Source organism: Roseomonas genomospecies 6 (assembly GCF_008365375.1).
Lineage (GTDB): Bacteria > Pseudomonadota > Alphaproteobacteria > Azospirillales > Azospirillaceae > Azospirillum.
Window position 1 is genome coordinate 103,279 of the sequence record NZ_QOKW01000008.1, and the last position, 14,272, is coordinate 117,550.

Consider the following 14,272-nt stretch of genomic DNA (forward strand, 5'->3'; position numbering starts at 1 on the left):
AAGGATGTTAATTTTTGAAGAAATTTCGTTGCGCATATTATCGCCTTTCGTCACATTTCGACGAATCTCCGAAAATGTACTTCGAGCGCCCGGGGCGATGCCCGCAGGGGGCGATGCGCACGGGAAACTCCCTGGAGCAGGCGCGGGCCTAATTCACCTCCGATGCGAGAGCGGCCGTTGCCGGCGCCTCCGCCCCGGCGGCCTCATGCATGGCGACCACATTGCAGAAGTCGGACGGCACCTCGGCGATGGGCGCCAGCCGGCCCTGCTGAAGGCGCCAGAACCGGTAGCCCATCGCCTCCAGACGCTCCCAACAGCCGTCCGTCCGTTCGCCGCGGCGGTGCAGGATGGCGCTGTTGACCTCGAAAAGGATGGTCGGGTGCCAGCGCTCCAGGCTGCGCCGCGCCCCCTCGACCACCATGGGCTCGGCACCTTCCACGTCCATCTTGATGCAGTCGATGCGCGGCAGCTTCAACTCCTCGACCAGGGTGTCGAGGGTCACCGTCGCCACCTCCTCGCCGTCCCTGGTCGCGCTGTCGCCCAGCAGGGAGAAGGCCTGGAGATCGCCCCCCGCCGAGACATGGTGCAGCACCGCCGTGCCGTTCCGGTCGGACAGGGCCTTGCGGACCAGACGCACCGTGGCGAAGCGGTTCATGGCGACGTTGGCCGCCAGCCGGTCGGCGGCGGTCGTGCCGGGCTCCACCGCGACGACGATGCCCTCCTGCCCGGCGAGGCGGGCCGCCTTCAGCGTGTAGAGGCCGATGTTGGCGCCCGCGTCAATGAAGACGCCGCCGGGGGAAACGAACTGGTGAAGCTCCCGAAGCTCCGGCTCCGACCAGTCCCGCAGCACGAAGGAGGTCACCGACGTGTAGCGCAGGTCCGCCGGCACGCGCAGTTGTTCGCCGCCAGAGGTCAGGCTGAAGCGCGGGCTGCGCTTCAGGGCGACGCAGCCGAGCCAGACTGCGGCGCGGGCCAGCACCAGCAGCGGCTCGGCGCGGAAACCCGGATGGGTCAGGAGGCGCCGCAGACGGCGGAGGAAGGCCGGGGACGCGGAGGTGGGGGACGTGACGGCGTTCATGGCCTTCCCATGCTGAAGAGGGTTCGGGAGCGGAGGGGGCGTCGGAGGGCGGCGTCGCCGCCGCCGGAGTTCTGGAGAGAGGTGCGCCAGAAGAGGGCGAGCGCCATCACGCTGGCGACCTCGCCGGGCGTGAAGACGACGGAGTAGACGGTGGAGGTCGCCAGGGCGAACAGGACATAGTCGCCGAGCGCCATCGCCATCGGGTCGTCCCCGGCCCCCGTCCTGCGGGCGGTGCGCAGGGCCGCGACGTAGAAGGCCGCGATCAGAACCGCGCCGATGACCCCGTATTCGAAGACGACGCCGATCCAGCCGATGTCGGCGAGGTAGAACTGGTTGCTGCCCAGGATGTCCGCCAGGGTCACGCTGCTGAACCGGGTGATGGCTCCGACCCCCAGCAGCCAGCGCAACGGCGTCACCTCCAGGAAGTCCAGCGCCAGGACGATGGAATTCTGCCGGATCGACAGGGAGGCGCCGAGCATCTGCTCGGCCCGGCTGGCGAGTTCCGCGCTGTAGACGACCGCGAGGCCGAGGCCCGCCACCAGGACCGAGGAGACCGCCAGGATGCGCCACCAGCCGCGCGCCGAGGTGATCATGGCGTAGCCGGCGACGAGCACCACGCCGCCCAGCACCGTGCGCTGCTTGTAGATCAGCACCATCAGCAGCAGGCCGATCAGGAACAGCGGAATGGTCCACCATTCCCGGTACGCGCAGAACCGCCGCGACAGGTAGAGCAGGAACAGCACCCCGAAGAACATCGGCATGAAGATGCGGTAGCCGCGCTCGAAATCATACATCAGCAGCTTGCTCTTCAGTGGGTCGGTGGCGTAGGCCTCCGGCGGGACGACCAGCCACAGGGCGAGCATGACGACGAAGGTCCCGGCCCCCAGCGCGATCAGCGCGCCGCGCACCTGCGCGAGCGTCGGCTTCAGAAGCGTCAGCAGGGCGGCGAGCGAGAAGCAATAGGCGAAGGGCCAGACCTTGACCGTGGTCGCCAGCGCGTCGGTCAGTCCGTTGCCGAGCTGGACCATGGACACCGCCGGGGTGATCCCGACGAGATAGGCGAGCAGGGCGACGCTCAGCGACTTGAAGGGCATGTCGATCTGCGCCAGCGCGTAGACCGCCAGCGGGATGGTCAGGACCGGCCAGCTTTTCGACAGGGCGTACAGCGGCGGGACATCGACCAGATAGTGGAAGCTCTGCCCGAACAGGGGCAGGGCCGCCAGCAGGATCAGCACGATCAGGGACCGGGGCCGGGCGCGGCGCGGGGCCGCCGCCCGAACGGGGAACAGGATGCGCCCACGCTGCCGGGCCGCCAGATCGAGGATCATAGGCGCGCCGCCGGACGGGTGTTTCCGTGGCTCCGCCGCTCCGACCACCAGGAGGACAGGGCGATGCCGACCAACGGCAGGGACTCGACGAACACCCGGCGGGCGTGGCCGCGCGGATTCAGCGCCAGACGGAACAGCCATTCCAGGGCCAGACGGCGGAACAGCGGCGGAGCGCGCTCGACCATCCCCGTCACGAACAGCAGCGAACTGCCGACGCACAGCCCGACGCCGGTGGCCCGCCCGGTTTCCCGGATGGCCAGCGACAGGCATTCCGACTGCGGCGCGCCGACCGCCAGGAACACGAAGCGGGCCGGGTGGTCCAGAACGAACCGGACGCAGCGTTCCACCTCCCGCGGGTCGGCGGCAAAGCCCATCGGCGGCGCGTGCCGCGCCAGCCGGGTCAGGCCGAAGCGGCTGCGCAGGCGGCGCTCCAGTTCCTCGTCGCCGCCGATCACGGTGACGGAATCCCCCGGCGTGATGACGTGCGCGAACAGATGGGCGGTCAGGTCGCTGCCGCTGGCGCTGTGCAGCCGCGTGCCGAACAGCAGGCGGACCAGATGCCGCATGATCTGGCTGTCGCACAGCCGCAGCCAGGCGCCGTCATAGGCGGCGCGGAAGCGCGGGTCGCCGCGGTGCAGCCGCACCACATGCTGCGCGTTCGGCGTCACGACATAGGCGAAGGGCTCGTCCGGCGCGCGTCCGGCGATGACCTCCGCCGCGCCGGCCACGTCCAGGCGGGCGATGGCGACGCCGAGGACGGTGTCTGCCGGAATGATGTCTGCCGGGATGGTGTCCGGGATCGTCATGGGAAGGTCGTGATCGCTCCGGTCTGGCGGCTGATGGTGTAGTTGAAACCGCGCTCGAACGGCACGACGCGGTTGATGAACTGCTCGACCCACAGGCCGGTTTCGGCGATGGAGCTGCGCGGCACGAACAGAATGTCGCCAGCCGCCAGCGGCACGTCGCCCTCCGCCTTTCCCGTCTCCAGGAAGCGGCGCGTGTCGATGGTGCGCAGCATCGGCTTGTTCTCGGGGTTGCGGCGGATCAGCACCACCTCCTCGTACCGGGCCTCGCGGTCGAAGCCGCCGGCCAGCATGATGGCCTCCATCACGCCGATCCGCCCGTTCAGCAGGTAGGGGCCGGGGCGGGCGACGGCGCCGCCGACATAGGCGCGGTTCGACGGCGTCTCCTTCAGGCCGATGCTGACCTGCGGGGCGCGCATCCAGCGCCGCGCGCGGGTCTCGACCACCCCGGCGAGTTCGGCGGGCGTCAGGCCGGCGGCTTCGACCTGACCGGCCATGCGCAGGCCGGCGGACCCGTCGGGACCGATCAGCACCTCCTCGTCCATGTCGGGCACGAGCATGAACTTGACCTGGAAGCGGTCCCCCGGCCCCAGCCGGTAGGGGGGCATGGCATCTTCCCACCGGGCGAAGCCCTCCGGCATCGCTTCCCTGGGCTGCACGGACTGGCCGGTGCACGCGCCGAGCGCCAGCACCGCCGCCAGAAGAATGCCGCGCGCCGCGGCCTTCGCCTTTACAGCCATCGGCCTTACAACCATCGGTAGATCACCTGGGGAATGTGGAAATGCCGGCCGGTCAGCACCAGCCCGGCGATGTCGCCGCCGGAGGCCAGGATGGAATCGCGCATCCGGGCCGCGACCGGCGCGCGGGTGTGCTCCGCACGGGCGACCAGGATGTTCGCGTCCACCATCGGCGACAGGCGGCGGGCAAGATGGTTGCCGCCGATCGGAGGGGACAGGATCAAGACGATGTCGAAGCGCTGGCGCAGCCTTTCCATCATCTGGCGCGACTGGGTGATGGGCGTGCGCAGGCTGCCCAGCGCCGAGGCCGGGGCCTGCCGCGACACCCAGAGCAGGGGCACGGCGGAGAGGACGGCCTCCAGATCGCCGGCCCCCTGCAGGTCGATGGCCGGCAGCCGTTCCACCGCCCCGGTCTCCGCTTCGGCATCGGCTCCCGATTCGGCCTCGGTGGCGGCGTTGATCGCGGCCAGTTGGCCCGTGCCGTCGCCACAGAGGTCGATGACCAGCGTGCGCAGGCCACGGCCCTTGGCGAATTCCAGCGCGAGCCCGCGCGCCACCGGGGCGTCGCCGTCGCCATCGTTGGCGGTCACGAACTGAAGCAGGGCCATCGGCTGGTCGTCCATGCCGTGGTCGCGCAGTTGGGCCGCCAGATGGATCAGTTCCTGCTGGGCGCCGGGGGAGACCAGCTCCCCGTCGGTGGCGGCGAAGCTGGCGATGGCCGGAACGCCCAGATCGCGCTCGATCTCGTGCGGCAGGATGTACACCTGGCGCAGCCACGTCGCCAGGACGCCCGCCGCCCCGCCCAGCAGGACGCCGCCGACCAGACCGGCGATGATGAAGCTCGGCCCCATGCTGGTTCCGGTCGCCGGGGCCACCGCCGGCTGCACCACGCGCACGTTGGAGAATCGCACCTTGGCGGCCTCCTCCTCGGCGCGGGCGGCCTCCGTCCGCTGGGCGTAGTCGCGGTAGATGTCCTCCAGGACGCCGCGCGTGCGCTCCAGGTCGCGCAGCTCGCTGTCCGCCATGCGCAGACGCCCGACCTTCTCCACCGCCACCGCGTGCTGGCGGTCCAGCTCGGCCAACTGCCGCGCCACCGCGTCCTGCTCGATCTCCAGCGTCAGGAGATGGTTGTTCAGAAAGGGGATGGTCGGGTTGCGGACCTCGCGCGTGGTGCTGAACACCGGTTTGTCCGCGCCCTTCATGGACTGGCGGACGGTCCTGATCTTCTTCTCCAGCTCCTGAAGGGGAGGGTACTCCGGCAGGAACTGCGCGGCCAGACGGTCACGCTCCAGCTCCAGGCGGAGCAGGACGTTCCGGTCGTCGTCGTTGTGCGACTGGTTGCTCTGTTCCCTGAAGTCGAACACCCGCTCCGGCAGGGCGGCGAGCCGAGTCTTGGCCGCCGCGACCTCCGCCTGGAGCGCCACCTGACGCTCCTGGGTCTGCCGGCGGCGCTGGACGATGCTGTCCACCTGGTTGGCGGCCAGCAGGCTTTCCTGCCCCAGATCGACGATGTCGTATTCGGACTTCAGGGTCTGGATCTGCTTCTCGATGCTTTTCAACTGATCGGAATGGCGGGCCAGCTCCGACGCGAGGAAGGGCGAACGCGCTATGTCGAAGATGGCGCGGCGGCGTTTCAGATAGGCGTCGGCCAGGGCGTTGACGGTGTCGGCGGCGATGTCCGGATTCTCGTGGCTGAAGCTGAGGCGCACGATGTTGGACGAGGACTGCTGCTCCACCTGGAGGCGGCGCTTGAACTTGTCGATCGCCTTTTCGAGCCGGTCCTGCGGCGTATCGTCCGGCAGAAGCCCGAACAGGCGCGGGCGCGCCAGTTCCGGGAACAGGGTGAGGGGGTCCAGAACCGTCAGCGTGTCTTCGATCACCCGGCGGCTTTCCAGGATGCGGATCTCGCTGTCCACCGATTTCAGCCCGTCGATGGACAGGACGGAGGGCAGGTTTCCGGCCATGTCCTGGATGCCCGCGTGCTGGCGGTCGACCATCATCAGGACCAGGCTTTCCGCGGCGTAGCGCGTGCGCGCGTAAGTTGCCGCGATCAGTCCGGCAATGATGGAAAGGAGAACGACAATCAAAATTATTCGCTTGTGATAAAAAGCGAGTATCAGAAGGTCCCGCGGCGTAAATGCCGGCGCGCCGCCGGAAAACAGCACGCCATGCGGCTGCGGCGCCGGAGAGACATCCGACGGGCCAGCCGATTGACTTTGACTGCGGTTTTCCAGATGTTGGGAGAGCATCTCTAGCGGGCACCGGAGGGTGTGGAGCGGGCACTTTCGGTGCACGGTTTACCACGTCAGGTGTAAGTCTGTCATGAGGTGGTTGGGCATTTGAAACATTTTGTCTCAATTTTTAGCTATTTGATCCGACCGAACCAACCCATTCTTGGCGAGCCTTTCCGATCCGCACCGAGCCCATCCGAGCAGCGCCCATGAACAACCGACTGTCCGCCCTGAAGGCCGGGATCGAAGCCCGTCACCCCGCCCTGTTTCGCCGTCTGACCTGGGTGCGCGACCGGTTGGCGCCCTATTACGCCGAGCCGGAGTTGCGTCTTCTCCCGGCCCTGTGCGCGCCGGGGGAGGCCGCCTACGACATCGGTGCCAACAGCGGCATCTACACCTTCTGGCTTTGCCGGGCCGCGGACCGCGTGACGGCCTTCGAGCCGAATCCCAAGCTCGTCTCGTTGCTGAAGGACAAGTTCGCCCCCCTGATCGCATCGGGGCGGCTGCGGGTGGAAGGCTGCGCGTTGAGCGACGCGGACGGCTCCATCCTGCTCCACGTCCCGCAATCGTCCGCCCTGGCGTCGGTCGAGGCGGGGGCCGTGGACACCCACGGACAGGCGGTGGAGGCGGTGACCGTTCCGCGCTTCACGCTCGACCGCTTCGACCATGGCCCGGTCGGCTTTCTGAAGATCGACGTCGAGGGGCATGAGGCCGCGGTGATCGGCGGCGGTCTCCGCCTGATCGGGCGCGACCGGCCCAACCTGCTGATCGAAGCGGAGGAACGGCACAACCCCGGCGCCCTGGCGAAGCTGCGGACGCTGCTGGACCCGCTGGGCTACTGCGGCTATTTCGTCCTGTCGGACCGCCTGTGCGCGCTGGACGGCTTCGACCCGGAGCGCCATCAGGCGCGGGCGGCCCTGAACGCGGCCGGCACCCACCGCAGGAAGGGAAGCGTCTACATCAACAACTTCATCTTCGTCGCGCGCGACGGCGCGGCGGACCGGCTGCGCGCGCTGCTGGGGCGGTCGGGCTGAGACCGGCGCCCGTTCCTGACGTCAGCGGGGCCCAACATCAGCGACGCCCAACATCAGCGACGGCAATCCACCTCCGGCCAGGGACGCTTCTGGTAGAAGGGGCGCAGCGTGAGAATCTTCGCGACCTTCCAGATCCGGCTCTGCCGCTCGGGACACAAATTGTTCACAGCCGACGTCGGGTTTCCATGCCACCAGTCCGGAATGTTGACCTCGACCTCGTAGGCGTTCAGGTGCAGTTCGGGCTCGCGTATCCACCACCCATAGGGCAGGCGGGCGAAATGGGCGCGGATCTCCTGCCGGATGTCGACGGGGCGCCATTCCGTCTCCGTGTCCTGCGCGCACGCCGGGCTCCCAAGGGCAAGCGCCGCGCCGGCAAGGCCGATCGCCAGGGCCGCGCGACCCTTATCCATTGCACCGCTTCCTCGTCACCGTCATCATCCGCCGGTCATCCTCCTCGTGCGGCGCTCCGCCGCCGCGATGCCCCCATATCCCGCACCCCTATATCCCATACGGCGTGATGCGTCTCCAGACATGGCATACCCTCGGGCGCTACGCCGCCGGCCTCGGGCTGCGCGGGGTGGAGGTGGCCGGAAAGCTCGGCCTCTACATCATCGCGGCGCGGTCGCTCGGCGTCCATGACGCCGGCCTGTTCTTCCTGTGCCTGACCTGGATCGGTCTGGCCTCGACCTTTGCACGCCTCGGACTCGAACGCGCCGTCACGCGGCATGTCGCCGCCGAACTGGCGGTCGGCCAGGGGCGGGCCGCCGGGCGCGCCCTGCGGACGGGGCTGATCTGGACCGGCCTCGCCGCCGCCGCGATCGCCCTGCTCACCGCCGCCATGGCCGGTCCGGTTTCGCAGTTGCTGTTCGGGGCGCCGGATCTGGAAACGCCGCTGCGCCTGTCGGCCCTCGCCCTGGTGCCGCAGACGCTCACCATCACCATCGGGTCGGCCCTGGCCGGGTTGAAGCGGGGCGTCGCGGCGCAATTCGTGCAGAACGCCTTGTGGCCGGTGCTGACTCTGGCCGCCCTGCTGGCGGGGGTCGGCGATCTCGACGCCCTTGTCCTGGCGCTTTCTGGGGCGTTGGCGCTGAGCGCTCTGGCCGGCATGGTCCTTCTCGCGCGCGACCGCCACCGCTTCGCCGACCGCCCCACCCCGGCCGAAGAGCATGCCGAGACGCTTCCCGCCCTGTGGCACACGGCGCGTCCGCTCTTCGTCGTCGAACTGGTGCAGGTGTCCCTGGCCTCCCTGCCGGTCCTCGCGCTCGGCATGTTCGTGGACGCGGCGTCGGTCGGCGCCTTCAGCGTCGCGAACCGCATCTCCATGCTCGTCTGGGTCGTCATCATCAGCATCGGGACCTTCGCCGCGCCCAACTACGCCGAGTTGCACCGCCGCGGCGAGATGGCCCGCCTGAAGGCCATGAACCGCGGGGTGATGCTGTCCGTGGCCGCGCTGGGCCTGCCTCTGGTGACGGTCATGATGGCCGTGCCGGACCGGCTGCTCGGTCTGGTGGGGGAGGGGTTCGGCAGCGGGGCGACGGCCTTGTGCATCCTCGCCGCCGGCCAGATGGTCAACTGCCTCCTGGCATGCCAGGATATCCGGCTGGCGATGACCGGGCGCGGGGACGTCCTGCGCCGGTTGAACCTGTTGCAACTCGCCACCTGCGCGGCTCTGGGCGCCATCCTGATCCCCGCCTTCGGCATGACCGGCGCGGCTTTCGTGACCGCCGTCGCCGTGGCGCAGGGAGCCATCGGCACGAGCCTGGTCAGCTTCGCGGTGTTCGAGCGGTTCGGGCCGCAGCGGAACCGGGCGGACGAGGGGGCGCCGCCGCGGGACGCGACGGAACCGTTGGACAAAGAGACGGCGCGCCCCGCACAGTGACAGCCGCCATGATTGGATTGCGTGCTTTCGCCAGGCGCCTCGCTGCCGCTCTTCTGCTGTTCCCGTTCCTGCCGCCGGAGATCGCCGCCGGGCGGGAGGCGGGCGCCGTCGTCACCGTGCTGACCTCCTTCCCCGCAAGCTTCTACGAGCCCGTGCGGGAAGCGTTCGAGGCGGCGCACCCGCAGTGGCGCCTGCGCATCGTCAACACCAAGACCACCGCCGCGATCAGCCAGTTGCAGGACCGGGGGGAGGACGGGGTGGACGCCTTCTGGGCCTCAGCCCCCGACGCCTTCGAGGTGCTGAAGGCGGCCAGGCGCCTGGAGCCCGTGTCCCCGCGCCCGACGGGGGCGCCGCCGACGGTCGGGAACCAGCCGATCAACGATCCGGACGGCGCCTATCTGGGCTTCGCGCTGTCCGGCTACGGGCTGCTGTGGAACCAGCGGTACCTGGACCGTCACGGCCTGCCGACGCCCAGGCGCTGGGAGGATCTGCGCCGCCCCGTCTATGCCCGGCATCTCGGCATCACCGCCCCGTCGCGGTCCGGCACCATGCATCTGATGGTCGAGACCGTGCTTCAGATGCAGGGGTGGGAGCGCGGTTGGGCGACGTGGCTGGAGATCGCCGGCAACCTCGCCACCGTGACGGCGCGCAGCTACGGCGTGGTGGACGGAGTCGCCAAGGGGCGCTTCGGCATCGGGCTGAGCATCGACTTCCTCGGGCAGTCCGCCGGGTCGGACGAGGAGGACCTGCGCTTCGCCTATCCCGCGGACAGCCTGTTCCTGCCGGCCAGCGTGGCCGTGCTGCGCGGCGCGCCGAACCCGGACGGGGCGGCGGCCTTCATCGATTTCCTGCTGTCCCCCGCCGGTCAGGCCCTGCTGGTCCGTCCGGACATCCAGCGCCTGCCGGTCCGGCCCGACGCCTACGCGGCGGCTCCCCCCGGTTATCCCGACCCGTTCCGGACGGACACCGGGGACGACCGGTTCCTGTTCGACCGCGCCCTGTCCGGCGCCCGCTACGAGCTGGTGAACCTGCTCTTCGACGAGCTGGTGACCTTCCGGGTCAAGACGCTGAACCGGGTGTGGCAGCTCATCCACGAAGGGGAGGGACGCCTGTCCGCCCTTTACGGCTCGGCCGACCACGAGCCGGTCGCGGCGGACCTGCTGCGCGCCGCGCGGGCGGCGGCAACCGCCGTCCCGGTCTCCGCCGCGGAGGCCGCCGACCCCGCCTTCTCCGCGGCGCTGCGCCGGCCGGCGCGCGGCCTTCCCGTGTCCGACCGGCAGGCGGAGCTGGAATCCGCGTGGCGGGCCTTCTCCCGGCAGCGGCTGGACGAGGCGCTGGCCCTGGCGGAGCGCGCGCTCATCATCCTGCGCGTCTCCGGCGGCGAGGGGGTGTGGCCGTGACCGCGGCGTCCGTTTCCGGGCAGGCCCCCGGCCCCGTGCGGTTCGGCATCCGGGCGCGGCTTCTGTTGGCCTTCGTCGCGGTCGCCGTCCTGTCGGTGGTCGCCTGCGGGCTGGGCTGGCTGTCCTACGACCGGCTGGGCGGCACGCTGGACGAGTTCGCGGAAAGCCACCTGCCCGCCCTCGGCCTCGCCGCGCGCCTCGCGGAGGAGGGCGGCGGCATCATCGCGACCGCGCCGATCCTCGCCAACGCGCAGACGGAGGCGGAACTGGGAGCCATCCGCGACGTTCTGGGCCGCCGGCTCGCCGCGCTCCGCCTTCTGGCCGCGGAAGGGGAGCGGGGCGTTCCCGGACTGCGCCCGATGGTGGACGCGCTTGGCCGCAACCTGAGCGACCTCGACGCCACGGTGCGGCACCGGCTGACCCTGGCCCGCCGCAACCAGGAGAGCATCGAGCGGCTGCGCTGGCTGCACGCCGACTTCCTCGACGAGATCGAGCCGCTGGTCGCCGACACCCGCTTCAACATCCAGAGCGCGCTGGGCTCGGTGGAGACCGGCACCCGTTCCGCCGAAGCGGTCCGCATCCTGCGCGAGGAGAGCCGGAGGAGCGAGGCGGTGCTTCAGATCGGCGCGAACGGCAACCTCGCGGTAGGGCTGATCGCGCGGGCCGCGACTCTGGCCACCGCCGAAGCGCTGGACGACAACGCGGGCTTCCTGGAGGAGACCGCCGACCGGCTGCAGCACGACCTCGCCACGCTGAAGGACTGGGCGGACGGCGTCTCGCTGGGGCAGGTGGTCGCCCGCCTGCTGGAACTGGCCCGCGGCGAGGGCAGCATCCCGGACCTGCGCCGCGCGGAACTGGCGGCGGCGGACCGCGGTCAGGCGCTGCTGGCCGACAACCGGGAACTGGTGGCCCGGCTGAACGGCCTGATCGCCCGGCAGGTGCAGTCGGTGGAGACCACCTCCCGCGCCGCCGCCGCCCGTTCGGCACAGGCCATCGCCGAGGGGCGCTCGGCCCTGCTGGCGAGCGCGCTGGTCAGCCTGCTGGTGGCGGTGCTGGTCGCCTGGCTCTACGTCAACCGCAGCATCATCTCCCGCCTGACGCGGCTGGGCAGCGCGGCGCACGAGATCGCCGCCGGGAACCTGAAGGCGGACATTCCGCTGGGCGGCAACGACGAGCTGTCGCAGATGGCCGCGGCCCTGCTGGTCTTCCGCGACACAGCCATCGCGGTGGAGGAGGCCAACGCCCAGGCCATCATCGACAACGCCCAGGCCGGACTGGCGACCACCGACGCCGACGGGGTGATCGAGTTCGTCAACCCGCCGGCTGCCGGGCTGATCGCCGCGCCGGAAGGAAGCACAGACGGACGGCTGGCGGACCGGCTGGAACCCGCCGGCGCGCGGCGTGTGGAGGAGTTCTTCCGCGAGGCCCGCGAGGCTCCGGACGAGGCGGCACCGTCCCTGTCGATCCTGACCGCCGGGCGGCGGCCGGACGGACGTCGGGTGCCGGTGCAGGTGGGCATCCGGCCCTTCCGGCGGCGCCGGCAGCAGCGCTTCATCGTCACCCTGACCGACATGACGGAGCGGGTGGAGGCGCAACAGATCCTGGAGCGAACGGTGGCGGAGCGGACCGCCGATCTGCGCACCACCAACGCGCGGCTGGAGCGCGCCATCGCCGAGCATCAGCGCGCCGAACACGACCTGCGCGAAGCGCAGACGGAGCTTGTGCAGGCCGGAAAGCTGGCGGCCCTGGGGCAGCTCGCCGCCGGGGTGGGGCACGAGCTGAACCAGCCCCTGGCGGCGATCCGCTCCTACGCCCACAACGGGCGCAGGCTGATCGAGCTGGGGCGCATCGCGGAGGCCGACGGAAACCTCGGCAAGATCGCCGACCTGACCGCCCGCATGGCGAACATCACCAACCATCTGAAGCGCTTCGCCCGCCGCCCCGCCGCCCGGCTGGACGCGGTCGAGCTGGCGCCGGTGGTGCAGGGCGCGCTGTCCCTGTTCGGCAACCGGCTGCGGGAGGAGGCGGTGGAGCTGGCCGTTACCCTTCCCGCCGAACCGCTGCGCGTCCGCGCGGAGGAGGTGCGGCTGGAACAGGTGCTGGTCAACCTGCTGAGCAACGCGCTGGACGCCGTGGCCGGCGAACCGCAACGCCGCATCGCCATCGGTGCGGAGGAGGCGGACGGAACGGTGCGCATCACGGTGCGCGACACCGGTCCCGGAATTCCGGCGGCGGTGGCCGGACAGGTGTTCGACCCCTTCGTCACCACGAAGCCGGTGGGCACGGGGCTCGGCCTCGGCCTGTCGATCTCCTACAACATCGTGCGGGACTTCGGCGGCGTCCTGTCGGTGGCCGACACCGGTCCCGGCGGAACCGCCTTCCTGCTGACCCTGAACCGCGCCTGAGCGACATCCCATGACCGTTCTTCTGATCGACGACGACCACGAGGTGCTGGACGCCAGCCGCCAGACTCTGGAGCTGGAAGGCTTCACGGTGGATGCCACGGCCCGGCCGGAAAGCGCGCTGGGAAGCCTGTCCCCGTCCTGGCCGGGCGTGGTGGTGACCGACGTGCGGATGCCCGGCCTGGACGGCTTCGCCCTGCTGGAGCGGGTGCGCGCCGCCGATCCGGAGGTGCCGGTCGTGCTGGTCACCGGGCACGGCGACATCGCCATGGCGATGCGGGCGGTGCGCGCGGGCGCCTACGACTTCATCGAGAAGCCGGCGGAGCCCGCCCATCTGGTGGAAGTGGTGCGCCGCGCGCTGGAGCATCGGCGGCTGGTGCTGGAAAACCGCAGCCTGCGGGCGCAACTGGCCGGCGGCGGCTCGCTGGAGGCGCGCATCATCGGACGGTCCTCCGCCATCGAGCGGCTGCGCGCCGCCGTGGCGGGGCTAGCCGACGCCGAGGTGGACGTCCTGCTGTTCGGCGAGACCGGAACGGGCAAGGAGCTGGTCGCGCGCAGCCTGCACGACGCCGGGCGGCGCCGGGCCGGCAACTTCGTCGCCCTGAACTGCGGCGCCCTGCCCGACAGCATCATCGAGAGCGAGCTGTTCGGCCACGAGCCCGGCGCCTTCACCGGCGCGCAGGGCCGGCGCATCGGCAAGCTGGAGCACGCGGACGGCGGCACGCTGTTCCTCGACGAGATCGAGAGCATGCCGATGCATCTCCAGGTGAAGCTGCTGCGCGTGCTTCAGGAGCGGGTGATCGAGCGGATCGGCGGCAACCGGCCCATTCCGCTCGACCTGCGCGTGGTCGCGGCCACCAAGGTGGATCTGCTGCGGCTGGCAAGCGAGGGCAGGTTCCGCGAGGATCTGTATTACCGTCTGAACGTGGTGACCGTGCCGCTCCCCCCCTTGCGCGAGCGGCGGGAGGATGTGCCGCTCCTGCTGCGCCATTTCCTCGACGCCGCCTCGGCCCGCGCCCGCCGCCCGGCCCCGCCGGTCGATGCCGCGGCGCTCGCCCGTCTGGCCGCCCATGGCTGGCCCGGCAACGTCCGCGAACTGCGCAACGTCGCGGAGCGCATGGCCCTGGGTCTGGGCGACGGTCTGGGCGACGGCTTGGCGGGCGGACCGGCAAGCAGGTCGGGCGACGGCGGGATCGAAACGCTCGCCGGGCAGATGGACCGCATCGAGAAGCAGCTCATCGAGGACGCGCTGGCCCGCTGCGGCGGGCGGGTCGGCGAGACCGCGGACAAGCTGGGCATCACCCGCAAGACCCTCTACCTGAAGATGCGCCACCACGGCCTCCACCGCGGCGACTTCATCGAGGAGTGAGGGCGGGGACG

Annotated in this window: 11 protein-coding genes; 5 read left to right on the forward strand and 6 right to left on the reverse strand. The window is 70.6% G+C overall.

Going from position 1 to position 14,272, the window contains the following annotated elements; genetic code table 11:
* Positions 1-148: 148 nt before the first annotated feature.
* The 5 genes from DS843_RS12575 to DS843_RS31750 are packed head-to-tail and all read right to left on the reverse strand — an operon-like array spanning position 149 to position 6,033.
* The gene (locus DS843_RS12575) at positions 149-1,078 is read right to left on the reverse strand and encodes an FkbM family methyltransferase (RefSeq protein WP_149469227.1); all 930 of its coding nucleotides are present in this window, start codon (positions 1,076-1,078) and stop codon (positions 149-151) included.
* Positions 1,075-2,406, reverse strand: a complete 1,332-nt coding sequence (locus DS843_RS12580) for a hypothetical protein (RefSeq protein ID WP_208852230.1) — start codon at positions 2,404-2,406, stop codon at positions 1,075-1,077. The genes DS843_RS12575 and DS843_RS12580 overlap by 4 nt, the downstream gene beginning before the upstream one ends.
* On the reverse strand, positions 2,403-3,212 hold the full coding sequence (locus DS843_RS12585) for a WecB/TagA/CpsF family glycosyltransferase (RefSeq protein ID WP_149469228.1): 810 nt from the start codon (positions 3,210-3,212) through the stop codon (positions 2,403-2,405). Before DS843_RS12585 ends, DS843_RS12580 begins: the two co-directional genes overlap by 4 nt.
* Positions 3,209-3,949, reverse strand: coding sequence for a polysaccharide biosynthesis/export family protein (locus DS843_RS12590; RefSeq protein ID WP_149469229.1), 741 nt, complete (start codon positions 3,947-3,949; stop codon positions 3,209-3,211). The genes DS843_RS12585 and DS843_RS12590 overlap by 4 nt, the downstream gene beginning before the upstream one ends.
* Positions 3,950-3,954: 5 nt before the next feature.
* On the reverse strand, positions 3,955-6,033 hold the full coding sequence (locus DS843_RS31750; RefSeq protein WP_286192071.1) for an exopolysaccharide transport family protein: 2,079 nt from the start codon (positions 6,031-6,033) through the stop codon (positions 3,955-3,957).
* Positions 6,034-6,386: 353 nt separating this feature from the next.
* Here DS843_RS31750 and DS843_RS12600 point away from each other — a divergent pair, with 353 nt between their 5' ends.
* Positions 6,387-7,211, forward strand: a complete 825-nt coding sequence (locus tag DS843_RS12600; protein ID WP_149469231.1) for an FkbM family methyltransferase — start codon at positions 6,387-6,389, stop codon at positions 7,209-7,211.
* Positions 7,212-7,264: 53 nt separating this feature from the next.
* On the opposite strand, the gene DS843_RS12605 is transcribed toward DS843_RS12600, so the two are convergent.
* On the reverse strand, positions 7,265-7,621 hold the full coding sequence (locus tag DS843_RS12605) for a hypothetical protein (RefSeq protein WP_149469232.1): 357 nt from the start codon (positions 7,619-7,621) through the stop codon (positions 7,265-7,267).
* A 107-nt stretch (positions 7,622-7,728) separates the two neighbouring features.
* On the opposite strand from DS843_RS12605, the gene DS843_RS12610 reads away from it, so the two are divergent.
* Genes DS843_RS12610 through DS843_RS12625 form a run of 4 tightly spaced genes read left to right on the forward strand, consistent with a single transcriptional unit; the run spans position 7,729 to position 14,261 of the window.
* The gene (locus DS843_RS12610) at positions 7,729-9,090 is read left to right on the forward strand and encodes a lipopolysaccharide biosynthesis protein (protein ID WP_149469233.1); all 1,362 of its coding nucleotides are present in this window, start codon (positions 7,729-7,731) and stop codon (positions 9,088-9,090) included.
* Between the two features lie 8 nt (positions 9,091-9,098).
* Positions 9,099-10,490, forward strand: coding sequence for an ABC transporter substrate-binding protein (locus DS843_RS12615; RefSeq protein WP_149469234.1), 1,392 nt, complete (start codon positions 9,099-9,101; stop codon positions 10,488-10,490).
* Positions 10,487-12,895, forward strand: coding sequence for an ATP-binding protein (locus DS843_RS12620; RefSeq protein ID WP_149469235.1), 2,409 nt, complete (start codon positions 10,487-10,489; stop codon positions 12,893-12,895). The genes DS843_RS12615 and DS843_RS12620 overlap by 4 nt, the downstream gene beginning before the upstream one ends.
* A 10-nt stretch (positions 12,896-12,905) precedes the next feature.
* Positions 12,906-14,261, forward strand: a complete 1,356-nt coding sequence (locus DS843_RS12625) for a sigma-54-dependent transcriptional regulator (RefSeq protein ID WP_149469236.1) — start codon at positions 12,906-12,908, stop codon at positions 14,259-14,261.
* The last annotated feature ends 11 nt before the right edge of the window (positions 14,262-14,272 follow it).

What these genes read in the sequence shown, in the direction of transcription:
- DS843_RS12585 (WP_149469228.1), bottom strand. Translation starts at nt 3,212, where the DNA reads ATGACGATCCCGGACACCATCCCGGCAGACATCATTCCGGCAGACACC.
- DS843_RS12610 (WP_149469233.1), top strand. Translation starts at nt 7,729, where the DNA reads ATGCGTCTCCAGACATGGCATACCCTCGGGCGCTACGCCGCCGGCCTC.
- DS843_RS12600 (WP_149469231.1), top strand. Translation starts at nt 6,387, where the DNA reads ATGAACAACCGACTGTCCGCCCTGAAGGCCGGGATCGAAGCCCGTCAC.
- DS843_RS12590 (WP_149469229.1), bottom strand. Translation starts at nt 3,949, where the DNA reads ATGGCTGTAAAGGCGAAGGCCGCGGCGCGCGGCATTCTTCTGGCGGCG.
- DS843_RS12615 (WP_149469234.1), top strand. Translation starts at nt 9,099, where the DNA reads ATGATTGGATTGCGTGCTTTCGCCAGGCGCCTCGCTGCCGCTCTTCTG.
- DS843_RS12575 (WP_149469227.1), bottom strand. Translation starts at nt 1,078, where the DNA reads ATGAACGCCGTCACGTCCCCCACCTCCGCGTCCCCGGCCTTCCTCCGC.
- DS843_RS12605 (WP_149469232.1), bottom strand. Translation starts at nt 7,621, where the DNA reads ATGGATAAGGGTCGCGCGGCCCTGGCGATCGGCCTTGCCGGCGCGGCG.
- DS843_RS12580 (WP_208852230.1), bottom strand. Translation starts at nt 2,406, where the DNA reads ATGATCCTCGATCTGGCGGCCCGGCAGCGTGGGCGCATCCTGTTCCCC.
- DS843_RS12625 (WP_149469236.1), top strand. Translation starts at nt 12,906, where the DNA reads ATGACCGTTCTTCTGATCGACGACGACCACGAGGTGCTGGACGCCAGC.